The sequence below is a fragment of the Actinoplanes sp. NPDC023936 genome, from assembly GCF_040639325.1.
GTDB lineage: Bacteria > Actinomycetota > Actinomycetes > Mycobacteriales > Micromonosporaceae > Actinoplanes.
In genome coordinates, this window is the sequence record NZ_JBEZZR010000003.1 from 83,422 (window position 1) to 105,868 (window position 22,447).

The 22,447-nt window shown below is 70.6% G+C and carries 23 protein-coding genes; 4 read left to right on the top strand and 19 right to left on the bottom strand.

What is annotated here, in order from left to right; all coding sequences use genetic code 11:
• Nucleotides 1-196: 196 nt before the first annotated feature.
• On the bottom strand, nt 197-2,953 hold the full coding sequence (locus AB0F72_RS04910; RefSeq protein ID WP_360425268.1) for a DEAD/DEAH box helicase: 2,757 nt from the start codon (nt 2,951-2,953) through the stop codon (nt 197-199).
• Nucleotides 2,954-3,027: 74 nt separating this feature from the next.
• Here AB0F72_RS04910 and AB0F72_RS04915 point away from each other — a divergent pair, with 74 nt between their 5' ends.
• Nucleotides 3,028-3,765, top strand: coding sequence for an HAD-IA family hydrolase (locus AB0F72_RS04915; RefSeq protein WP_360426029.1), 738 nt, complete (start codon nt 3,028-3,030; stop codon nt 3,763-3,765).
• A 285-nt stretch (nt 3,766-4,050) separates the two neighbouring features.
• On the opposite strand, the gene AB0F72_RS04920 is transcribed toward AB0F72_RS04915, so the two are convergent.
• From AB0F72_RS04920 to AB0F72_RS04950, 7 genes are all read right to left on the bottom strand, one after another.
• The gene (locus tag AB0F72_RS04920) at nt 4,051-4,242 is read right to left on the bottom strand and encodes a hypothetical protein (protein WP_360425271.1); all 192 of its coding nucleotides are present in this window, start codon (nt 4,240-4,242) and stop codon (nt 4,051-4,053) included.
• A 41-nt stretch (nt 4,243-4,283) separates the two neighbouring features.
• A complete protein-coding gene (locus AB0F72_RS04925; RefSeq protein WP_360425274.1) occupies nt 4,284-5,183 on the bottom strand; it encodes a diacylglycerol kinase family protein in 900 nt (299 codons plus the stop codon).
• Between the two features lie 85 nt (nt 5,184-5,268).
• Complete coding sequence (gene tatC, locus AB0F72_RS04930) at nt 5,269-6,225, bottom strand: twin-arginine translocase subunit TatC (protein WP_360425277.1); 957 nt, start codon at nt 6,223-6,225, stop codon at nt 5,269-5,271.
• 9 nt (nt 6,226-6,234) lie between these two features.
• Complete coding sequence (gene tatA, locus AB0F72_RS04935; protein ID WP_360425280.1) at nt 6,235-6,597, bottom strand: Sec-independent protein translocase subunit TatA; 363 nt, start codon at nt 6,595-6,597, stop codon at nt 6,235-6,237.
• Between the two features lie 135 nt (nt 6,598-6,732).
• Nucleotides 6,733-6,975 (bottom strand): hypothetical protein, encoded by a 243-nt coding sequence (locus AB0F72_RS04940; RefSeq protein WP_360426032.1) that lies wholly within the window; start codon nt 6,973-6,975, stop codon nt 6,733-6,735.
• A 15-nt stretch (nt 6,976-6,990) separates the two neighbouring features.
• Entirely contained in the window at nt 6,991-7,977 is a 987-nt protein-coding gene (locus AB0F72_RS04945; protein ID WP_360425283.1) for a YafY family protein, read from the bottom strand.
• Complete coding sequence (locus AB0F72_RS04950; protein WP_360425286.1) at nt 7,974-8,957, bottom strand: WYL domain-containing protein; 984 nt, start codon at nt 8,955-8,957, stop codon at nt 7,974-7,976. Before AB0F72_RS04950 ends, AB0F72_RS04945 begins: the two co-directional genes overlap by 4 nt.
• A 59-nt stretch (nt 8,958-9,016) precedes the next feature.
• Between AB0F72_RS04950 and AB0F72_RS04955 the strand changes: the two genes are divergently transcribed.
• On the top strand, nt 9,017-9,985 hold the full coding sequence (locus AB0F72_RS04955; protein WP_360425289.1) for a cation diffusion facilitator family transporter: 969 nt from the start codon (nt 9,017-9,019) through the stop codon (nt 9,983-9,985).
• Nucleotides 9,986-10,004: 19 nt separating this feature from the next.
• Nucleotides 10,005-11,087 carry a DUF3866 family protein gene (locus AB0F72_RS04960; RefSeq protein ID WP_360425292.1) on the top strand — a complete coding sequence of 361 codons (1,083 nt, stop codon included), beginning with the start codon at nt 10,005-10,007 and terminating at the stop codon, nt 11,085-11,087.
• Between the two features lie 17 nt (nt 11,088-11,104).
• Here AB0F72_RS04960 and AB0F72_RS04965 read toward each other — a convergent pair whose 3' ends face one another.
• The 9 genes from AB0F72_RS04965 to arc all read right to left on the bottom strand — a co-directional run bounded on the left by AB0F72_RS04965 (nt 11,105) and on the right by arc (nt 20,308).
• Nucleotides 11,105-11,755 (bottom strand): O-methyltransferase, encoded by a 651-nt coding sequence (locus AB0F72_RS04965; RefSeq protein WP_360425295.1) that lies wholly within the window; start codon nt 11,753-11,755, stop codon nt 11,105-11,107.
• Between the two features lie 39 nt (nt 11,756-11,794).
• Complete coding sequence (locus AB0F72_RS04970; RefSeq protein WP_360425298.1) at nt 11,795-12,001, bottom strand: hypothetical protein; 207 nt, start codon at nt 11,999-12,001, stop codon at nt 11,795-11,797.
• 23 nt (nt 12,002-12,024) lie between these two features.
• Nucleotides 12,025-13,383: a Pup--protein ligase gene (gene pafA, locus AB0F72_RS04975; RefSeq protein ID WP_360425301.1), complete on the bottom strand. Its 1,359-nt coding sequence runs from the start codon at nt 13,381-13,383 to the stop codon at nt 12,025-12,027.
• Nucleotides 13,384-13,527: 144 nt separating this feature from the next.
• The gene (gene prcA, locus AB0F72_RS04980) at nt 13,528-14,343 is read right to left on the bottom strand and encodes a proteasome subunit alpha (RefSeq protein ID WP_360425304.1); all 816 of its coding nucleotides are present in this window, start codon (nt 14,341-14,343) and stop codon (nt 13,528-13,530) included.
• Between the two features lie 33 nt (nt 14,344-14,376).
• Nucleotides 14,377-15,216 carry a proteasome subunit beta gene (gene prcB, locus AB0F72_RS04985; protein ID WP_360425306.1) on the bottom strand — a complete coding sequence of 280 codons (840 nt, stop codon included), beginning with the start codon at nt 15,214-15,216 and terminating at the stop codon, nt 14,377-14,379.
• A 196-nt stretch (nt 15,217-15,412) separates the two neighbouring features.
• On the bottom strand, nt 15,413-15,628 hold the full coding sequence (locus tag AB0F72_RS04990; protein ID WP_014445468.1) for a ubiquitin-like protein Pup: 216 nt from the start codon (nt 15,626-15,628) through the stop codon (nt 15,413-15,415).
• Between the two features lie 80 nt (nt 15,629-15,708).
• Nucleotides 15,709-17,226 carry a depupylase/deamidase Dop gene (dop, locus tag AB0F72_RS04995; protein ID WP_360425310.1) on the bottom strand — a complete coding sequence of 506 codons (1,518 nt, stop codon included), beginning with the start codon at nt 17,224-17,226 and terminating at the stop codon, nt 15,709-15,711.
• A gap of 47 nt (nt 17,227-17,273) precedes the next feature.
• On the bottom strand, nt 17,274-18,467 hold the full coding sequence (locus tag AB0F72_RS05000; protein WP_360425313.1) for an acyltransferase: 1,194 nt from the start codon (nt 18,465-18,467) through the stop codon (nt 17,274-17,276).
• A 59-nt stretch (nt 18,468-18,526) separates the two neighbouring features.
• Nucleotides 18,527-20,308: a proteasome ATPase gene (gene arc / locus AB0F72_RS05005; protein WP_360425316.1), complete on the bottom strand. Its 1,782-nt coding sequence runs from the start codon at nt 20,306-20,308 to the stop codon at nt 18,527-18,529.
• 174 nt (nt 20,309-20,482) lie between these two features.
• Between arc and AB0F72_RS05010 the strand changes: the two genes are divergently transcribed.
• Nucleotides 20,483-20,773, top strand: a complete 291-nt coding sequence (locus tag AB0F72_RS05010; RefSeq protein ID WP_360425319.1) for a ferredoxin — start codon at nt 20,483-20,485, stop codon at nt 20,771-20,773.
• 28 nt (nt 20,774-20,801) lie between these two features.
• Here the strand turns inward: AB0F72_RS05010 and AB0F72_RS05015 are convergent, their stop codons facing one another.
• On the bottom strand, nt 20,802-21,392 hold the full coding sequence (locus tag AB0F72_RS05015; RefSeq protein ID WP_014445473.1) for a hypothetical protein: 591 nt from the start codon (nt 21,390-21,392) through the stop codon (nt 20,802-20,804).
• A 59-nt stretch (nt 21,393-21,451) separates the two neighbouring features.
• Nucleotides 21,452-22,408 (bottom strand): tRNA (adenine-N1)-methyltransferase, encoded by a 957-nt coding sequence (locus AB0F72_RS05020; protein ID WP_360425322.1) that lies wholly within the window; start codon nt 22,406-22,408, stop codon nt 21,452-21,454.
• Between the last annotated feature and the right edge of the window lie 39 nt (nt 22,409-22,447).

Here is a 22,447-nt window from a genome sequence, read left to right on the forward strand (position 1 = left end):
TCCCGGCAAAATGCAATCAGCTGTGTCAATACCGCCGCCGCAATTCTTGGTTTCCGCGCGAGACAGCGTCAACGGAGATTCACCATCCGCGACGCGACGGCGGCAGCCGGGAGCGCGTGGCACCCCCGGCTGCCCGACCGATCCGACCGTCACACGGTCGCAGTCCGAGCAGTACCCCCTCGCCGGCCGATCACACTCACAGCCCGCGCTGCAGCGCCAGCACCCCGCGGTTCACCGCCGAGATCGCCTTGCGGGCGGTCTCCTTCACGCTGGGCGACGCCGAGCCCGCCTCCTTGAGCTGGCCGAGGAGATCGAGCACCTGCCGGGCCCAGCGCACGAAGTCACCGGCCGGCATGTCCGCGTCGTGCTGGGTCCCGCTCGCGAGGACCCGGCCGAGCGGCTCACCGCGTGCCCACCGGTACATCGGCCAGACGAAGCCGGGGTCCGGCTCGCGGGTCAGCGACAGGCCGTGCTCCGCCTCGTCGGCGGCGATCTCGCCCCACAGCTTGGCGCAGGCGTCGACCGCCGCGGTGACCTGGCCCTTCGGCACCGACGCCCGGTCCTCACCCTCCCGGCGCGACTCGTAGAGCACCATGCTGACCGCGGCGGCCAGCTCCTCCGGCGCCAGGCCGTCCCAGACGCCCTGCCGCAGGCACTCGGCGACCAGCAGGTCGGCCTCCGTCCAGATCCGTCCCAGCGTGCGCCCGGCGTCGGTCACCTCACCGTCGGCGGAGAGATAGCCGCGGGCCGTGAGCACCGCGCAGACCTGGTCGAACGTCCGGGCCAGCGAACCGGTGCGCCCGGCCACCTTGTCCCGCAGCGCGTCGGTGTCGCGGAGCAGCCGGTGCCGGCGCTCGGCCCAGCGGGCGTGGTCCTCCCGCTCCGGGCAGGCGTGGCACGGGTGCTCCCGCATCCGCACCTTGAGCAGGGCGATCTCGGCGTCCTCGCCGGGCGCCTGACGGCTGCGCCGCCGCCGGTCCGGATGCCGGTCCAGCCCGGTCGCGCTCACCTGCGCGGCCAGGTCGCGGCGCGCCGCCGGCGACCGATGATTGAAATTCTTGGGTACGCGCACCCGCGCCAGCACATCCACCGGGCCGCCGAAGTCGGCGGGGCTGACCCGCCCGGCCCACCGGTCCTGGGTGAGCACCAGCGGCCGCGGCTCGCCGAACCCGCCGGTCACCGGCTCCAGCACGACGGCCAGCCCGGCCCGCTTGCCGTTCGGCACCCGGATCACGTCGCCGATCCGCAGTTTCTCCAGAGCCGCGACGGCGGCCGAGCGACGCTGCTGCACGCCCTGCCGGGACAGCGATTTCTCCCGGTCGGCGATCGCCACCCGGATCGCGAAATACTCCTCGAAGTCGCCGTGGTGGCAGGCGGCGTCCTCGGCGTAGGTCTGCATGGTCTCCTCGTTGCGCTGCACCTGCCGGGCCAGGCCGACCACCGACCGGTCCGCCTGGAACTGCGCGAACGAGGACTCCAGCAGCGCGCGGGACCGGTCCGCGCCGACCGTGCCGACCAGGTTGACCGCCATGTTGTAGGACGGCCGGAACGACGAGCGCAGTGGATAGGTGCGGGTGGAGGCCAGACCGGCGACGTGCCGGGGGTCGACATCCGGGCTCCAGAGCACCACCGCGTGCCCCTCGACGTCGATGCCGCGCCGCCCGGCCCGGCCGGTGAGCTGCGTGTACTCCCCCGGGGTCAGGTCGACGTGCGCCTCGCCGTTGAACTTGACGAGCCGCTCCAGCACGACGCAGCGGGCCGGCATGTTGATGCCCAGCGCCAGGGTCTCGGTGGCGAAGACCGCCTTGACCAGGCCCCGCACGAAGCACTCCTCGACCGCCTCCTTGAAGGCGGGCAGCATGCCGGCGTGGTGCGCCGCGACGCCGCGCTCCAGGCCGTCGAGCCACTCCCAGTACCCCAGGACCGACAGGTCCTCGGCCGGGATGCTCGCCACTTTCGCCTGGGCGATCTCGCGGATCTGGGCGCGCTCGTCGGGGCCGGTGAGCCGCAGCCCGGCGGCCAGGCACTGCTGCACGGCGGCGTCGCAGGCGGCCCGGCTGAAGATGAACAGGATCGCGGGCAGCAGCCCGGCCCGCTCCAGCCGCTCCACCACCTCGGCGCGCGGCGGCGGCTGCCAGCGCCGGGACCGCCCACCCCGCCCGGACCAGCCGGAACTCGCCCGGTCGGTCAGGTCGAGCCGCCGGTCCATCTCCCGCGTGTAGCGCAGCAGCTCGGGGTGGACGTCGTGTTTGCGCGCCGCGTCCGCGTCGTGGAACAGGTCGAACATCCGCCGGCCGACGAGCATGTGCTGCCAGAGCGGCACCGGCCGGTGCTCGCTGACCACCACCTCGGTCTTGCCGCGGACCGTGACCAGCCAGTCGGCGAACTCCTCGTAGTTGCTGACCGTCGCCGACAGCGACACCAGGGTCACCGACGCCGGGAGGTGGATGATCACCTCTTCCCAGACCGCGCCGCGGAACCGGTCGGCGAGGTAGTGCACCTCGTCCATCACCACATAGGCCAGGTTGCGCAGCTGGTCGGAGCCGGAGTAGAGCATGTTGCGCAGCACCTCGGTGGTCATCACCACCACCGGGGCGTCGCCGTTGATCGCGTTGTCGCCGGTGAGCAGGCCGACCTTGTCCGCGCCGTAGCGTGCGACGAGGTCGTTGTACTTCTGGTTGGAGAGGGCCTTGATCGGCGTGGTGTAGAAGCACTTGCGCTCGCCCGAGCGCAGCGCCAGGTGCACCGCGAACTCGCCGACGACGGTCTTGCCCGCGCCGGTCGGGGCGCAGACCAGCACGCCGTTGCCCCGCTCCAGCACCTCACAGGCCTCGCGCTGGAAATCGTCCAGGTCGAAGCCGACGTCGAGCATGAAGTCCTCGAGCGCGGGAAACTCGGCGACTCGCGCCGCCCGCCTCTGGGAAGCCGCGTACCTCTCGGCGGGACTAGTCATGAACACAAGGCTAGTCGCGCCGTATGACAAAACGCATCACGGTGGTGGCGGCGGGAGCGTCAGGGGGCATCGGTATGGTGCTCCACGTGCCGGATGCCAACCACCCTCCCCATAGCGCACGGCCGGTGGAGGCCGTCCTCTTCGACTTTCACGGCACGCTGGCCCAGGTGGAGGACCCGCTGACCTGGGTGATCGCGGCAGCCGCGGCCTGTGGCCGGGAGCTGGACCGGGGAAAGGCGACGATCCTCGCCGATCGGCTGCTGACCGCGGGCCGGGCCGGCGGGCCGCTGCCGCACCGGGTGCCGCCGCAGCTGGCCGAGCACTGGGCCGACCGGGATCTCTACGCGCACAGTCACCGCGCCGCCTACACCGGCCTGGCCGCGACCGTGCACACCGACGTGGAGGGTCTCGCCGACGCGCTCTACGACCGGTTGCTCACACCGGACGGCTGGCTCCCCTACCCGGACACCGAGCCGACCCTGCGCAAACTGCGCGACGCCGGCATCAAGATCGCTGTGGTGAGCAACGTCGGCTTCGACATCCGCCCGCACTTCGCGGCCTGGGGGCTGGACACGCTGGTGGACGCGTTCGTGCTGAGCCTCGAGGTGGGCCGCACCAAACCGGACCCGGCGATCTTCCTGCGGGCCTGCGGCATGCTCGGCGTCGACCCGGAACGCACCCTGATGGTCGGCGACACCCCGGCCGACGCGGGCGCTGTCAACGCCGGTTGCGCGGTGCTGGTGCTCCCGGCCGCCGAGGCGGGCCGCTCCAACGGTCTGGGCGCCACCCTGTCCCTGACCGGCTGCGCCTGACCCGCCAACCCCCACCACACTCGCCGCAAGCCCGCACCCCACTCGCCGCACGCCGGCGTCGGTGAGGGCACACGGAACCTCACCGTGAACCCTCATCCACGCCAGAGCAGCGATGCGGGCACACGCACCGCTTAGGTGTGCCGCCATCCCGGCCGGCGCGGCCTTCGGTGTGCTTTCATCCGGCCAGCGCGGCCTAAGATGTGCTCTCACCCAGCCAGCGCGGCCTTCGGTGTGCTCTCACCCAAGCGAGCGCCGAGCGGCGAGCGCCGGGCAACAAGCGCCGGGTCAGGCGTAACTGTCCAGCAGCGTGCCCCGGCGCCCCTTCTTCGCGGCCGTCTCGGCCACCGCCGCCGGCGCGGACTCCGCCGGAGCGGTCGCCGCCTCGGCCACCGCCTTGAACATCTGCTTGGCACTGCCGAACATCGCGGAGCCGAACATCGCGGACATCGAGCTCTTGGTGCCGATCGTGTTCGTCATGCCAGACAGTTCGGCCCGCGCCGGGAAATCTGACACCCGGCTCAGCGCAGCAACCGGATCGCACCCGGAACGCACGTAACGTCGAGCGGCAGCGGGCCGAGCCGCTCCCCGTCCGCGTACCCGATGATCCCCTCGGCCTCGATCCGCACCTCGCGGGCCCGCAGCACGGTGACCCGCGGATCGCTGACGTGGGTGCCCTGCCGCAGCCGCGGTTTGAGCCGGGTCAGGCGCATCCGCCCCAGCGGCGACGCGAAGATCACGTCAAGCATCCCGTCGGCCGGGTCGGCGTCCGGCAGGATCCGCATGCCGCCGCCGTAACTGGCGCAGTTCCCGACCGCGACGATCTCCGCGGTGAACCGGTGCTCCACGCCGTCCAGGCGCAGGACGTACCCGCGGGCCCGCAGCCGGGCGAGTTCCAGGACGATCGCCAGGTCGTAACGCCGTGGCCCGCGCGGCCGCCGCATCCGGTTGGCGCGTTCGTTGACGAGGGCGTCGAATCCGGCGGCGAGCACCGCGCAGAACCATCGCCGGTCACCCTGAGCGGTCCGGGCCAGGGCCAGATCGAAGCGGTGGGCGCGCTGATCACGCAGCGCCAGCCCGATCGCCTCCGCGGCCCGCAGACCTTGCGGGGGTACGCCCACCGCGCTCGCGAAGTCGTTACCCGTCCCGGCCGGCACCACCCCGAAGCCGACCTCCGTGCCGGCCACCGCTTGCAGTGCCCGGTGCACGGTCCCGTCCCCGCCGACGGCGACCACCGCGGCGGCCCCCTCGGCAACCGCCGCGTGGCAGGCCGCTTCCGCTTCCGCGCCGCTGTGCGCGTCCACGATCCGCACCGGCCGCCCGGAGATCCCGAGCGCGTCGACGACCCCCGGAAGCAAACCGCGGTGCAGGCCACGCCCCGCAGAGGGATTGGCCAGCACCGCGATGAAATCGCCCGTCATGGCGGAGGAGGCTATACCCCACCCCGGCGATCGCCGCCGGTGAGGGGCCAGGCGATCGCCCGCGGAGCGAAGCGGAGCCAGACAGCTAGGTCATGTCGTCGAAACGGCGCTCCAGGGGAGCCGGCTTCTCGACCGGGGCGGGAGACTCGATCAACGTCGGGGCCTCGACCGGATCGGAGGCGCCGACCGGCACCCGCTCCTCCGGCAGCTCCGAGATCGCGTCGTCGTCCAGACCCTCGTAGAGCTCCTTGCCGCGACCCTTGCGCTTGTCGTTGAGGAACGCCACACCGACCGCGATGAAGTACAGCAGGCTGATGCACGCCGCGAGCAGCGTCATCCCGAACGGTCCCGGGTCGGGGGTGGCGATCGCGGCGAACGCGAACGACAGGAACACCACCGCGCGCCACCAGCTGAGCAGCCGGCGGGCCGAGACCACGCCGGTGAAGTTCAGCATGAGCAGCAGCAGCGGGAACTCGAACGCCCCGCCGAACAGCAGCAGCATGTTCATCACGAAGCCGACGTACGACGTGACCTCGAGCTTCGTGGGCTCGCCGATCACACCGGCCTCCATGATGAAGGCCAAGCTGTGGCCGATCACGAAGTAGGCCAGGGTCGCGCCGGCGAGGAAGAGCGGCGTGGCGAGGGCGACGAACACGTACGCCCATTTGCGCTCGTGCCGGTGCAGGCCGGGGGCGACGAACGCCCAGAGCTGGTACAGCCAGACCGGCGCGCCGATGATCAGGCCGACCCACAGCGCGATCTTGAGGCGCAGCATCAGCTGGTCGGTCACCGCGAGCGTGATGAACTCGCAGCTGCCGGTCGAGTCGACCGAGGTCGGCAGATTACAGTACGGCGCCTTCAGGATCCCGAAGACCCACTGCGAGATGACGAAGCCGATGATCAGGCCGACGACCACGCCGATCGACGCGATGAACAGCCGGTTGCGCAGCTCCCGGACATGCTCGATGAGGGTCATCGAGCCCTCGGCGGCCTGCTCGAATTTGCTCGGCTTCTTGGGCCCCCGGCGCAGGCTCAGTGCCATCGGATCGGATCAGCGGTCGTTGGTGCGCTGCACCGGGTCGACGAAGGGCTGAGCCGGCGGCTGCTGCTGGTAGCCAGGCTGCGGCTGCTGGTAGCCCTGCGGCGGCGGCGCCTGCTGGTAGCCGGGCTGCTGCTGATAGGGCTGCTGCTGGTAGGGCTGCTGGACCTCGCCCTGCAGCGGGCTGCGGCTGTGCTGCGGCTCCGCCTTCTCCGCGACGTTGTTGTCGTCATCGACGAGGCCCTTGGTCTCGGCCTTGATGATCCGCAACGAGCGCCCGAGGGAACGCGCCGCGTCCGGCAGTCGCTTCGCGCCGAACAGCAGCACGAGCACGACGACGAGAACGATGATGTGCCATGGCTTGAGGGCGCCCATGGAATGACTCCAGTCGGTCGGATCAGGTTGCGGGGTCCATCGTACGTGTGGATTCCTGGGATATCGCTTTCCGGATGCCCTGGGATTCTCAAGATCTTGCTAAGTCTGGGACAACGGGGGCGGAACACCCCGGGATCAGCGACCGAGATTGGCCTTGATCTGGGTGACCGAGTCCTGGGCCCGCTCGGCTTTCTCCTGCACCAGGAGCACGGTCCGCTGCAGTTCCTCGCCGGCTGCCTGCAGCCGCATCGCCTCCTCCTGACGGCGCTGCAGCTTCACGGCCGCCCGCCGAAGTTCCGGCAACCGGCCCAGAAGCCGCGCGGCGGCGGAAACCAGGATGATCAACGCGATCGCCCCGACGGCGATCCAGACCCACATCAGCACGCGGCCACCCTACCGGCCGGCCGGCTCACCGGCGCCGAGCGTATGCGGCGCGGCGTACTGATTGAGGGCGGCGGTGGCCTGATCGTGAATCCGGTCGATCAGTTCGGGCGGGCCGAGCACCGTGACGTCGCGGCCCAGCCCGGCGAGCAGCCGCTGCGCCCAGCCCAGGTCGGTGACCCGCATGGTGACCAGCCACTCCGCGCCGTCCCGCTGCACCTGCTCGACCGGGTAGTACTCGGTGATCCACCGGCTGCCCCGGCCGACCCGCAGGGTGACCAGGGGAAGCTCCGGCCCGGGCCGGAAGACGCCGTCGCTGACGTCGTGCGGCACGGCCCCGACCGGCGGCACGGACGGCTCGGGCAGCTCGGTGAACGCGTCGATCCGGTCCACCCGGAACATCCGGGTGCCCTCGGCGCGGCGGCACCACGCCTCCAGGTACGCGAACCCGCTCACCATCAGCATCCGCATCGGGTCGACGACCCGCTCGGTGGTCTCGTCCCGCGCCGCCGTGTAGTAGGTGAGCCGCAGCGCGTGCCCGGAGTCGACGGCGGCCCGCACCGCCTCCAGCTTCTTCTGGTTCGCCGGCAGCCGGACCGTGACCGGCGCGTCGGCCAGGTCGCCGGCCGCACTCTCGATCTTGGCGAGGGCTCGCTCGATCGCGTCCCGGGTGCCGATCCCGGGCGTCTCGGCGAGCATCCGCAGCGCCACCACCAGCGCGAGCGCCTCGTCCTGGTTGAGCCGCAGCGGCTTGTCGATGCCGGCGTCGTGGCTGATCGTCACCCGGTCGCCGTCGAACGCCATGTCGATCAGGTCGCCGGGACCGTACCCGGGCAGCCCGCACACCCAGAGCAGTTCCAGGTCCTCGCGCAGCTGCTTCGCCGTGACGCCCAGGTCCGCTGCCGCCTCGGCGATCAGGATCCCCGGCCGGGCCAGCAGGTACGGCACCAGGTTGAGCAGCCGGCCGAGCCGGTCCGCCGAGGTCCGCGGCCCGGTCACGGCGCCACCTGCTCGTGCCGGGCGGCCAGTTCCTTCAAGTTCTGGATCACGGCGCCGCGCAGCTCCGGCGGGCCCTCCGCCTTCACGTCCGGCCCGTACCCGGCGATCCGGGCGGCCAGCCACTCCACGTCCCCGTACGCGATGGTCAGCCGGTCCCCCTCGGGCAGGCTGACCGACTCGGTCGCCATCCGCCGCAGGCCCGCCGCGCGTCCCGGCCGCACCGTCACGACGGCCCGCCCGTTGCGCGCGACCGGGCCGGACGAGCGCGCCACGTAGCTGATCAGGTCGGCGTCACCGGGCGGCGTGAACGCGTCCGGCTTGCCGGTGCCCTTCACCTCGCCGACGATCCGGGACAGCCGGAAGCAGCGGGTGGCGCCCCGGTCCCGGTCGTGGCCGACCACGTACCACCGGCCGCGCCAGCAGACCACGCCCCACGGCTCGAGGCGGCGGGTGCTCGGCTCGTCGACCTCCGGCACCCGGTACCTGAAGCTCACCGCGCGCCGCTGCCGGGCCGCCACGGTCAGCGGCCCGAACGCCGGGTCGACCGTCACCACCGGCTCCACCCCGAGGGTGGCCTGCGGGTCCACCTCGACACCGGCGGCCCGGAGCTTCGCCAGGCCGCTGCTCGCCGCGGCGGCGAGCCCGGCGTGCTGCCAGAGCCGCGCCGCGATGCCCACCGCGGCGGCCTCGTCGGGTTCCAGATGGATGTCGGGCAGCGCGTACTCCCGCTGGGCGACGCGGTAACCGGGCTCCTGGTCGAAGATGCTGGCCGTGCCGGTCTCCAGCGGGACGCCGAGCTCGCGCAGCTCGGCCTTGTCCCGCTCGAACTTGCGCTGGAACGCCTCGTGGTCACGCGGATCCGACGGGTCGTGCTCGTAACCGGGCACGGTCGCGGCGATCTGCGCGGCGGTCAGGAACCGGCGCGTCGAGAGGAGACAGATCACCAGATTTACCAGGCGCTCGGTGCGAGTGCGCGACACGAGACGCAACGCTAGCAGCCTCGTCACACGGACGGTTATCCGCGCGGGGGCTGGGGAAGATGGCGTCCGTGACAGAAGCCCAGGAATCCGAGAGCGTCGGCACCGTCGTGGTGGCGGGAGCCGCCAACCTGGCGATCGCCGCCGCGAAACTGGTGGCCGGCGTCACCTCCGGCTCCGCCGCGATGCTCTCCGAGGCCGCCCACTCGTTCGCCGACACCGTGACCGAGGTGTTCCTCTTCGTGGCGCTGCGGCGCGGCGCCAAGCCCGCCGACGAGGAACACCCGTTCGGGTACGGCAAGGAGAGCTGGGTCTGGGCGTTCATCGCGGCGCTCTTCACGTTCGTCGCCGGCGCCGGGTTCTCGATCTACCACGGCATCGAGACGATCGTCGAGGGCGAGGAGTCCGGCCCGTTCCTCGCGTCGTACATCGTCCTGGCCGTCTCGTTCGCCGCCGAGGGCGTGTCGTTCCTGAAGGCCCGCCGGCAGATCCGCACCGAGTCGAGCCGCTGGAAGGTGACGACCCGGCGGTTCCTGCGCCTCACCCCGGACACCACTGTCAAGGCGGTCTACTTCGAGGACTCCGCCGCGCTGATCGGCCTGGTCCTGGCGGCCGCCGGGCTGGGGCTGACCGAGCTGACCGGCAACAGCCTCTGGGACGGCGTCTCGTCGATCGTGATCGGCCTGCTCCTGCTGGTGGTCGCCTCCGTCCTCGCCGGCAGCAACGTGTCCCTGCTGGTCGGCCGGGCCGTCCCGCGCCGGGTGCACAGCGCGATCGCCGCCGAGATCGCCGCGCTGCCGGTCGTCACCGCCGTGCCCACCCTCTTCACCATGCAGCTGGGACCCGACGGCATCCTGGTCGCCGCCAAGGTCGACTTCGCCGACGACGCTCCGGGCGGCGAGATCGAGAAGGTCTCGGACGAGGCCGAGCGGCGCTTGCGCGCCAGGTTCCCCGAGATCCGGTACGTGTTCCTCGACCCGACCCGGGGAGAGCCCGGCCGCAACCACCTCGACGGCGGCCTCGACGCCTGACCCTTGTAGGGTCCCCGGCATGGTGCGGTGGCGGTCCGGGACGGTTCTGTCGGTGCGGCGCGACTGGCGGGGCGCGTGCGAGCTGGACGTCGAGACGCCGGACGGCCCGCTGCGCGCCCTCGCCTACCCGCACCTGGTCGGCGCGCCGGAACCCGGCGACCGGGTGCTGCTCAACGTCGGCGCGCTCGTGATGGGCCTCGGCACCGGCGGCTACGCCCTGGTCGTCGCGCTGCCCGACCGGCTGCCCGCCGACCCGCCCGCCGACGGCGCCACCCGCGACAGCGGCCACCTGGTGAAGGCGCGGTACACGCCGCTGCAGGCGATCCTGCTCGGCGTCGACGAGGAGGCCTCGCCGCACCGCGAGGTGATGGCCGCCGCCACCTCGCTCGACGGCATGCCGGTGGTCACCGCGGACCTGCACTCGGCGCTGCCCGCGATCCTGGCCGGCATCCACGCCGACCGCCCGGACGCCGCTGTCGCCTACGTGATGACCGACGGCGGCGCCCTGCCGGCCTGGTTCTCCCGCACCCTCGACGGCCTGGGCGGCCACCTGGCCGGGACCGTCACCACCGGCCAGTCGTTCGGCGGCGACCTGGAGGCGAGCACCGTGCACACCGGCCTGCTCGCGGCCCGGCACGTGCTCGGCGCCGACGTCGCGATCGTCGCCCAGGGCCCCGGCAACCTCGGCACCGGCACCACCTGGGGTTTCTCCGGGGTGGCGCTGGGCGAGGCGATCAACGCGATCGCCGTGCTGGGCGGGCGCCCGATCGGGTCGCTGCGCATCTCCGACGCCGACGGCCGCGACCGGCATCGCGGCGTCTCCCATCACAGCCTCACCGCGTACGGGAAAGTCGCTCTGGCCCGCGCCGACCTGGCCGTGCCCCGCGGCCTGGCCCCCCACCTGGCCGCCGACGTGGACGCCGCGCTGGCCCCGCTCGGCGCCCGGCACCACCTGGTCAGCGTCGCCACCGAGGGCCTGGACGAGGCGCTGCGGGCGTCGCCGGTCGCCCTCTCCACGATGGGCCGCAAGCTGGACCAGGACCACAGCTACTTCCTGGCCGCCGCCGCAGCCGGCCGCCACGCCGCAGCCCTCCTGCCCTGACCACCCGCCGCGAGCGTTCAGCCGCGCCGGCGCACCAGCGTCACGCCGTCGCGGACCGGCAACATCACCGACTCCACCCGCTCATCGCTCACGATACGGTCGTTGAGGCCGGCCACCGCCACCGCCGACGCGTCACGCGGATCGAGGACCTGCCCACCCCGGAGCACGTTGTCGATCACCAGCAACCCGCCGGGGCGCAGGCGCGGCACGATCTCGTCGTAGTACGCCGGGTACCCGGTCTTGTCCGCGTCCAGGAACACGAAGTCGATCACCGGATCGGCCGGCAGCGCGCGGACCGTCTCGATCGCCGGCCCGAGCCGCAGCTCGATGCGGTCGGCGAGGCCGGCCTTCGCCCAGTAGGCGCGGGCGATCGACGTCCACTCCTCGGAGACGTCACAGGCGATCAGCCGCCCGCCCGGCCGCAGCCCGCGGGCGATGCAGATCGACGAGTACCCGGTGAACGTGCCGATCTCGAGCGCCGAGGAGACCCCGGTCAGCCGGGTCAGCATCGTCAGCAGAGCGCCCTCGTCGGCGGAAATCTGCATACCGGCGTCTTCGGGCGGATATTTCGTGTATGTCTCCGCGGCCAGCTCCCGCAACAGGTCGTCCGCGGGTGTCGAGTGCGCCAGCACGTAGTCGGAGACGGCCGGGTCAACGATGTCTGCCATACCCCGACCCCACACGATCGAGGCCCCGGCGACAACCCCTCAGGAGGTGATGATCAGGTACAGCCAGCCGGCCAGCAGCAGCCCCAGGATCGTGGCGTAGAGCCACGTCGGGATCTTGTGATTGCCCGCGCGATCCTTCTGGATCTGGCGGTAGATCCGCTCACGGCGGCGCTCGATCCGGTTCCAGCGCACCTCGTGCTCGGTGCGCTCGGGCGGCTCGGGAGAGGGCTGGTCGGGCGTCGTCATAACCCGACCAGCCTACCCGTGGGCTACATGCTGGCGATCAGGCGCTCCACCCGCTCGTCGTAGGCGCGGAACGGGTCCTTGCAGAGCACGGTCCGCTGCGCCTGGTCGTTGAGTTTCAGGTGCACCCAGTCGACGGTGAAGTCGCGGCGCTTCTCCTGCGCGTGCTTGATGAACTCGCCGCGCAACCGGGCCCGCGTGGTCTGCGGCGGCGTCTCCTTGGCCTCGTAGATCTGCAGGTCGTTGGCGATCCGGTCGACCTGCTTGCGCTTCTCCATCAGCGCGTAGAGGCCCCGGCCGCGGCGCACGTCGTGGTACGCCAGGTCGAGCTGCGCGATCCGCGGATGCGACATCGGGATCTCGTGTTTCGCCTGGTAGCGATCGATCAGCTTGTACTTCGAGACCCAGTCGATCTCGCGGGCGACCGGGTCGAGGTCACCGCTCTCGATCGCGTTGAGGACCCGGCCCCACAGCTCGACGACCCGCTTGGCGACCGGGTCGCCGCCGCGGCGCTCGACGAACTCGGTGGCCTTCGCCAGGTACTCCTGCTGGATCTCCAGGGCGGAGACCTCCTTGTTGTTCGCCAGCCGGATCTTGCGGCGGCCGGTGACGTCGTGGCTGACCTCGCGGATCGCCCGGATCGGGTTCTCCAGGGTCAGGTCGCGCATCACCACGCCGGCCTCGATCATGCGGAGGACGATGTCCGCGCTGCCGACCTTCAGCAGCGTGGTGACCTCGTTCATGTTCGAGTCGCCGACGATCACGTGCAGGCGGCGGTACCGCTCGGCGTCCGCGTGCGGCTCGTCACGGGTGTTGATGATCGGGCGGCTGCGTGTCGTCGCGCTGGAGACGCCCTCCCAGATGTGCTCGGCGCGCTGCGACAGGCAGAACACCGCGCCGCGCGGCGTCTGCAGCACCTTGCCCGCGCCGCAGATCAGCTGGCGGGTGACGAGGAACGGGATCAGGACGTCGGCGAGACGGCCGAACTCGCCGTGCCGGCTGACGAGATAGTTCTCGTGGCAGCCGTAGGAGTTGCCGGCCGAGTCGGTGTTGTTCTTGAAGAGGTAGATCTCCCCCGCGATGCCCTCGTCGTGCAGACGCTTCTCCGCGTCGACGAGCAGGCCTTCCAGGATCCGCTCGCCGGCCCGGTCGTGGGCGACCAGGTCGGTGACGGAGTCGCATTCGGGGGTCGCGTACTCAGGGTGGGAACCGACATCGAGGTAAAGGCGTGCGCCGTTGCGAAGGAACACGTTGCTGCTGCGTCCCCAGGAGACCACTCGGCGGAACAGGTAGCGGGCCACCTCGTCCGGAGACAGCCGCCGCTGCCCCCGATAGGTGCACGTGACTCCGTACTCGGTCTCGAGGCCGAAAATTCGCCGTTCCATGACAGAACACTAGCCGCAAGAAACGGTTCAGCGGCAGTCACAACTCGCTCTTTCCCGCACACACCCCGCAACGGCCCATTTCCGGGTACGTCTGAGGGCACGCCCCACCCACCCGGATGGACCGTGCCCTCGAGACGCCGAACCTCAGGACTTCTCGGGAGGAGTCTCCTCAGTGTCCGCCGACGCCGCCGAGATCGTCGGCTTGGCCTCGCCGGGCGCGGGCGGCGCCGCGTCCACGTCACCGAGCTCCGCCTCGGGCACCGACTCGTGCCCGATCAGCGTGGTCAGCGCCGCGCCGGTGAGCCGCCGGAACGCCCGGCCCTGCCGGCGCCGGTCCAGGACCGCCACCTCGAGCTGCTTGGCCGTCAGGGTGCGCGCCTGGCCGTTCTCCCCGCCGACGCTGCCCAGCGCCTCCGCGGCGAGCGCGAGGGCGGTCTGCAGGTCGGCCGCCGTGTCGTGCCGCTCGCGCAGCACGTTGGAGATGGCTTCGGCCTGGCCGCCCATCGCCATGAAGCCGGGCTCGTCCATGACCGAGCCGTCGTAGGTGACCCGGTAGAGCTCGTCCTGCTCCGGGGACGCGCCGACCTGGGCGACGCAGAGCTCCACCTCGTACGGCTTCTGCGTCTCCGAGAAGATCGCGCCGAGCGTCTGGGTGTACGCGTTCGCGAGCGCCCGCCCGGTCACGTCCCGACGGTCGTAGCTGAGACCGAGCATGTCGGCCATCCGCACGCCGGCCCGGCGCAGGCTCTCGAACTCGTTGTACCGCCCCACGGCCGCGAACGCGATCTTGTCGTAGATCTCGCTGATCTTGCGCAGGGTGGTGATGTTCTCGGCGACCAGCAGAATGCCGCCCTCGTAGGTGAGCACCACGGCTGACCGGCCGCGGGCGATGCCCTTACGGGCGTACTCCGAGCGGTCCCGCTGGACCTGCTCGGGCGATGCGTAGAACTGCATGGCCACGGGTGGCTTCTCCTATCTGTGCGAAGAGCGGAATCAGCCGCCCGGGTTCTCCATGCGTCCCTGGACGACCCGCTCGGCCACCGTGGTGATCTCTTCGTCACTCAGCCGCTGCGTGCCGTTCGCGGTGGCCGTCATGACCACCGGGTAGATCTTGCGGGTCACGTCCGGCCCGCCGGTCGCGGTGTCGTCGTCGGCCGCGTCGTAGAGCGCCTCGACCGCGAGCGTGATCGCGTCCGCGGTGCTCACGCCCGCCCGGTACCGCTTCTTCAGCGCCGACTTCGCGAAGAGCGAACCCGAGCCGATCGCCTCGTAGCCGGTCTCCTCGTAGAGACCGCCGGCCACGTCGAAGCTGAAGATCCGCCCGGCTCGCGCCCTGTCGGACGGCGACAGGTCGAACCCGGCGAACAGCGGCACGACCGCGAGGCCCTGCATCGCCGCGCCCAGGTTGCCCCGCACCATCGCGGCCAGGCGGTTCGCCTTACCGTCGAGGGAGAGCATCGCTCCCTCGATCTTCTCGTAGTGCTCCAGTTCCACCTGGAACAGCCGGATCAGCTCGATGCCGATGCCGGCCGTACCCGCGATGCCGATCAGCGAGTACGAGTCCGCCGGGTGGACCTTCCTGATGTCGCGGCTCGCGATCAGGTTCCCCATGGTCGCGCGCCGGTCACCCGCCATCACCACACCGTCGGCCGTCGCGATCGCGACGATCGTGGTGCCGTGCGGCGCGACGTCGCCGGAGAGCCCGGGCGGAAGCGGCCGCCGCCCCGGCAACATCTCCGGAGCGGCCTGACTCAGGAACTGCGTGAAGGAGGACGTCCCCGTGTTGGTGAAGAAATCCGGTAGACGCCCGGATGGATCAAAGCCCGTCGCCACGTGGTTCCTTTCAGATACGTGATCGCACCGGCGCGAGAATGACCGCCGTTGCAGTTGAAGCACACTATCGCGCTCGCCGACCAGGAGCGATGAACATCATCGACGTGTTGCGAGTAGCCCGCGCCACAGGAATGGCGCGCCGGACGCCGCGACGGCCACGAACCATCGCTGACGCCCGGCTAAACGGACAATTAACTCACTGGCCGCCTTTTTGGACGTATCCACGGACAAATTCCTCGGCGTTCTCCTCGAGAACGCTGTCGATTTCGTCGAGCAGATCGTCGACGTCCTCGGTGATTTCCGCGTGCCGCTCGGCGACCTCGGGATTGGCCTCGACGGTGACGTCCTCGACCTCTTCGCCGCTGCGCCCGCGCTCGGACTGCGACTGACCACCTGTGTCTCGGGTTGCCATGGATGTCCCCCTTCTCAGCCACCCGAAGTCCTGCAACATCGGGTTGGAAAAAACCTACCTCGCGCCTGTGACAAAACGCATCACCGGCTGGTGATCACCTCGAGCAGGTCCTTGGCGCTCTCGCACGTGTCGAACAGCGCGCCGACATGCTTCCTGGTGCCACGCTCGGGTTCCATCATCGGCACCCGCACGAGAGACTCCCGCCCGACATCGAAGATCACCGAGTCCCAGCTGGCGGCGACCACTTCGGAGGCGTACTGCGCGAGGCAGCGGCCGCGGAAGTAGGCCCGGGTGTCGTCCGGCGGCTCGTACATGGCGCGCTGGGTCTCGTCCGGGTCGAGCAGGGTCTTCATCGACCCACGCGCGACGAGGCGGTGGTAGAGGCCCTTCTCCGGGCGCACGTCGGCGTACTGCAGGTCGACGAGCTGGAGTTTCGGCGAGTTCCAGCCGAGCTCCTCGCGCTCCCGGTAACCCTCCAGCAGGCGCAGCTTCGCCACCCAGTCGAGCGAGTCGGAGAGCTGCATGGGGTCGTCGCCGAGCTTCGTCAGCACGTCCTCCCAGCGGTTCATGATGTCGACCGTCTGCTCGTCGGCGTCGGTGCCGTACCGCTCGTCGACGAACGTGCGGGCCCGCTCGTAGTACGCCCACTGGAGGTCGAGCGCGGTGAGCCGGCGGCCGTCACGCAGCCGCATCAGGTGTTTCAGCGACGGGTCGTGGCTGACCGCCTTCAGCTCGCTGACCGGGTCGGCGATGCCGAGCTCGCCGGTGAACACCTTTTCCTCGATCATGTTGAGGACCAGCGAGGTGGTGCCCATCTTCAGGTACGACGCGATCTCGGAGAGGTTGGCGTCGCCGATGATGACGTGCAGCCGGCGGTACTTGTCGGCGTCCGCGTGCGGCTCGTCCCGGGTGTTGATGATCGGCCGCTTGAGTGTCGTCTCCAGACCGACCTCGACCTCGAAGAAGTCGGCGCGCGAGGAGATCTGGAAGCCGGAGCCGGTGCCGTCCTGCCCGATGCCGACGCGGCCGACGCCGGTGAAGATCTGCCGGGTCACGAAGAACGGCGTGAGGTGGGCGACGATGTCGGCGAACGGGGTCTGCCGGCGCATCAGGTAGTTCTCGTGGGACCCGTACGAGGCGCCCTTGTTGTCGGTGTTGTTCTTGTAGAGCTGGATCCGGTGGGTGCCGGGGATGGTGGCGGCGCGGCGGGATGCCTCGGCCATCACCCGCTCGCCGGCCTTGTCCCACTTGACCACGTCGAGCGGGTTGGTGCACTCGGGCGTGCTGTACTCCGGGTGCGCGTGGTCGACGTAGAGCCGGGCGCCGTTGGTCAGTATCACGTTGGCCAGGCCGAGATCCTCGTCGGCGAGGGCTTCGGCCGGGTCGTAGGCGGCGCCGGAGTAGGTGAAGCCGCGGGCGTCGCGCAGCGGCGACTCCTCCTCGTAGTCCCAGCGGGCCCGGCCACCGCGGTTGAGCTCGGGGCGGGCGCCGTAGGCGTTGACCACCTGCGAGGAGGTCACCATCGGGTTGGCTCCGGGCTGTCCGGGCACCGAAATGCCGTATTCGACCTCGGTACCCATAATCCGTCGAACGCTCATGCGACCACCCTGTCCGCCACGAAGCCAAGCGTGCTCATTCATTGAGCCTAGACGCTCTCGCGGCGCCTAACGAAGCTGCCCGTGCGCGGCGTTTCACCTTGCGTGGCGAGAAAGCTCACCGCGAGCCGCTGCCCGGGCCGCTCGATCAGGCGATGACAGGCGTGCGCGGCGAGCAGGCTCCCGGCCACGAAACCGAAAACGATCAGCGGCCGGTTGTCGGTGAGCCGGACGAGGACGCCGAGAACCAGCAGGTGCAGCAGGTAGAGCGAGTAGCTGATGGTCCCGAGCCAGGTCAGGATGCCGGGCACGGCGCGCCGGCGGAGGGCGAAAGCGATCCCGAACGTGCCGGCCACCGCGAGGGCGCACGGCGCGCCGAACTGCGCTGTCACTCCGGCGAGCACCGCGGCAAGTCCGCCGATCGTGGCGATTAGCCCGGTTTGCCGCTGTTGCGCGCGGTAGATCACGGTCCCCGCGAACATCACCGCCAGCATGGTCAGCGCCTGCGCCGAGGACGCGCTGGTCACCCACCTGGTGGCATGGCCGTTCGCGAGCGGGAGCGCGACCAGGCCGAGTGCCGCGACGCCCGCGACGCGGGCCATTGCCGGACCCTTCCGGTACGCCCAGAGCACTCCCGTGACCACCAGGAGGGCTCCACCCGCGCTCGCCGCCCGGGCGAAGCCGGTACCGCCGAGCAGGTCGTCCGGCAGCCTCGTCCCGCCGGCCGCCGCGACAGCCGTGAGCCCGGCCGCCCAGCACGCGCTGAACCGGTGCAGCCGCCACCCGAACAGTCCGGCCACCAGCAGGTAGAAGAGCATCTCGAAGCTCAGCGTCCAGAACGGCCGGACGAGGCCCCGTACCCCCAGAAGGTCGGAAAGCATCGTGGCGTGCGCCAGCACGGCGGCGGGCGTCTCGGTCCGCAGCTGGTCCGGCAGGCGATGGAGGCCGGCGGCCGCCAGGCCGGCGGCGAGGACGACGGTGACCAGGTACGCCGGGTAGATCCGGCACAGCCGGCCGGTCCAGAACCGGCGCAGCGAGCCGTGCCGCTCCAGCGACATCGGGATGACGTATCCGCTGACCAGGAAGAACAGCAGAACCGCGTACTTACCGGCGTCGAAGGCCCGGTAGATCTGCAGGTGCAGGGCCGTGCCGAGGACGACCGGGCTGAGGTGGAAGAGGGCGACCACGACGGCCGCGTAGCCGCGGAGCGCGTCGAGCCACGCGAGTCGGGGTGCTGTCGTCACACGGGGTGAACGAGAGCGGGACCGCCAGGGTTGCCCCTGCGGTCCCGCTCACCGAACCGTTACAGGTACTGACCGGTGTTGGAGGCGGTCTCGATGGACCGGCCGGCCTCCGCGCCCTTGCCGCCGGAGACGAGCGTGCGGATGTAGACGATCCGCTCGCCCTTCTTGCCGGAGATGCGGGCCCAGTCGTCGGGGTTGGTGGTGTTCGGCAGGTCCTCGTTCTCCCGGAACTCGTCGACGCAACTGTCGAGCAGGTGCTGCAGCCGCAGCCCCTTCTTGCCGGAGGTGAGGAACTCCTTGATCGCCATCTTCTTGCCGCGGTCCACGATGTTCTGGATCATCGCGCCGGAGTTGAAGTCCTTGAAGTACAGGACCTCCTTGTCACCGTTGGCGTAGGTGACCTCGAGGAAGCGGTTCTCCTCGGTCTCCGTGTACATCCGGAGCACGACCGCCTCGATCATCGCGGCGACCGTGGCGTCCCGGTTGCCGCCGTGCTCGGTCAGGTCGTCCGAGCTGAGCGGCAGGTCGGAGAGGATGTACTTGGCGAAGATGTCCTTCGCGGCCTCGGCGTCCGGACGCTCGATCTTGATCTTCACGTCGAGACGGCCGGGGCGCAGGATCGCCGGGTCGATCATGTCTTCCCGGTTCGACGCGCCGATGACGATCACGTTCTCGAGGCCCTCGACGCCGTCGATCTCGCTGAGCAGCTGGGGAACGATGGTGTTCTCCACGTCACTGGAGACACCGGAGCCACGGGTCCGGAAGATCGAGTCCATCTCGTCGAAGAACACGATCACCGGCGTGCCCTCGCCGGCCTTCTCCCGGGCCCGCTGGAAGACCAGGCGGATGTGCCGCTCGGTCTCACCCACGTACTTGTTCAGCAGCTCCGGACCCTTGATGTTGAGGAAGTAGCTGGTGTGCTTCTCCTCGCCGCGCCGCTCAGCGATCTTCTTCGCCAGCGAGTTGGCGACCGCCTTGGCGATCAGGGTCTTGCCGCAGCCGGGCGGGCCGTAGAGCAGGATGCCCTTCGGCGGGCGCAGCTGGTGCTCCCGGAACAGGTCGGCGTGCAGGAACGGCAGCTCCACGGCGTCACGGATCTGCTCGATCTGCGAGTGCAGGCCACCGATGTCGGTGTAGTCGACGTCGGGGACCTCCTCGAGGACGAGCTCCTCGACCTCACTCTTCGGGATCCGCTCGTACGCGTACGCCGAGCGGGGCTCGATCATGAGCGAGTCACCCGCGCGCAGCTTGCTGATCTCGAGCGAGTCGGCGAGGGAGACGATCCGCTCCTCGTCGGCGTGCGAGACCACCAGCGCCCGGTCGGCGAGGCCGCCGGCCGGATTGTCGAGGACCTCCTTGAGCAGGACGACCTCACCGGTGCGCTCGTAGCCGAACGCGTCGACCACGTTGAGCGCGTCGTTGAGCAGGACCTCCTGGCCCCGCTTCAGCTCATCGGTCTCCAGGGACGGCGAGACCGCCACCCGGAGCTTGCGGCCGCCGGTGAACACGTCCACCGTGCCGTCCTCGTGTGCCGACAGGAAAACGCCGTAGCCGCTGGGCGGCTGGGCGAGCCGGTCAATCTCTTCCTTGAGAGTGACGATCTGGGTCCGGGCTTCCTTGAGGGTCGCCACGAGCCGCTCGTTGTTCTCGGTCACTCGGGCCAGCTGCGCCTGCGTTGCCGCGAGCCGTTCCTCAAGCTGCCGGACGTGTCGGGGGCTTTCCGTCAACTTCCTCCTGACCAGGGCGAGTTCCTCTTGCAGGAACGCAACCTGGCTGGAGAGATCGTTGGCTTCCTTCTCCCATCGTGCGGCGCGGGAGTCCGCTTCGTCGCTACGTGCCACGTCCCACCTCCCCGGGGGGCTCGAACGTCTTGGGATAACACTAGCTGTTGCGAGCCGGTTTTCGACCCATGCAACACCCTCGTCACCGACTCTTGATCGATTGATCAACCTGCGGCCGATGGGTGTATCGGATCTTCGGGTACGGTCGGAGCGGGCGCGTTGCGGGAGGTATGGGTGTCGGCGGAGACTGCGGACGACCTGCGGGTCTGGATCGATCAGGACTTGTGCACGGGTGACGGGCTCTGCGCGCAGTACGCGCCGGAGGTCTTCGAGCTCGACATCGACGGTCTCGCCTACGTGAAGAACGACACGGGTGATCTTTTGCAGGAACCCGGTGTCCGGGCAGACGTGCCGGGCCGGTTGCTGCTAGAGGTGATCGACTCCGCGAAGGAGTGCCCCGGCGACTGCATCCACGTCGAGCGCCGGGCCGACGGCGTCGAAGTGGCCGGCCCGGACGCGGATTAGAGCGTCGGCCGGCCGGCCCGGACGCCGGTCAGAGCGTCGGCCGGCCCACCAGCGACGCCACCACCCGGGAGAACTCCTCCAGGCGGGCGATCTGCCCGGCGCCGCCGTCGTCGATGGTCTTGCCGAAGCGCAGCGCGTCGTGCCGCAGCGGCGCCCGCCCCTCGTCCTCGCCGACGCCGGGCGGCGGCACCGCGTCGTCCACCGAGCTGAGCAGCAGGTAGACGTCGATGCTGTCGACCCGCGCCTGCCCGTTCGGCGTGCGGGTGAGCCGCCGCCGGCAGCCCACCTCGGTGACCGTGGAGAGCGGCACCACCCGCAGCGACGACGTCATCGACCCGGCCGGGCCGTCGCCGGGCGCCACGTCCTCGCCGTGCCAGAGCACCAGGCGGCTGCCGTCGCAGACCACCACCTCCTGCCAGACCCCGTTCACCTCGTTGACGAAGCGTTCCAGGGTGAAGCAGAGCACCGACGCGCCGCGCAGCACCCCGAACAGCGCCTCCAGGGCCACGTCGGGGTCGCGCAGATAGGCCCGGGCCGCCGAATCCAGGTCGGGGTAGGGCGACCAGTCCGGGAAGACCGCCGGCATCTCGTTGCTGCCCCCGAACGGCGGTGAGCTCATGGTGCCCCTTCCGGCGGTTGTCGGATCCGATCGGAACCTACCGGACCCGACGACGGTGGTCACTCCCCGGTGGGGTCCTCCGGCTGGACCTCGGCCTGCTGGGCGTGCAGGGCGGCCTGGGTCGCCTTGCGCAGCGCGTACGCCTCGGCGCCCTTGCTCGGCTTGCGGCGCCGCGGGGGCGCCATGACACCGGGCGCCAGCTTGCGCGCGGAGACCAGGAACGCGGTGTGCGCGATCATCCGGTGGTCCGGGCGGACCGCCAGGCCGTCGGCGTGCCAGTCGCGCACCAGCGACTCCCAGGCCCGCGGCTCGGTCCAGCCGCCACGCTCGCGCAGCGCCTCGACGAGCTCGGAGAGCTGCGGGGTGGTCGCCACGTACCCGATGAAGACGCCGCCCGGCACGAGCGACTTCTCGACCATGTCGAGCGCCTCCCACGGGGTCAGCATGTCCAGGACGATCCGGTCGAAACCGGTGATGTCGTTGCCCGCGACGTCGCCGTTGTGCAGGTGCCACGCCGGGTGCGGGCCGCCGAAGAAGGCCTCCACGTTCTTCCGCGCGATCGCCGCGAAGTCGTCGCGCAGCTCGTAGCTGTGCACCTCGCCGGTGCTGCCCACGGCCCGCAGCAGCGAGCAGGTGAGCGCGCCGGAGCCGGCGCCGGCCTCCAGGACCTTCGCGCCGGGGAAGACGTCGCCCATCGCGACGATCTGCGCCGCGTCCTTCGGGTAGATCACCTGAGCACCGCGCGGCATGGAGAGCACGTAGTCGCTGAGCAGCGGCCGCAGCGCCAGGTACGCGGTGTTGCCCGTCGAGGTGACGACGCTGCCGTCGGGCAGCCCGATCAGGGCGTCGTGCTCCAGCGCGCCGCGGTGGGTGTGGAACGCCTTGCCGGGCTCCAGCACGATGGTGTGCATCCGCCCCTTGGGGTCGGTCAGCTGCACGCGGTCACCCACCCGGAACGGTCCGCGGTGCGCGGGCACCTGCTCGGCGGCGGCGGCGGTGGTCGGGGTTGTCGTCACAGATCTACTCTCAGCTGTCTTTTCTCGGGCTCGGGCTGT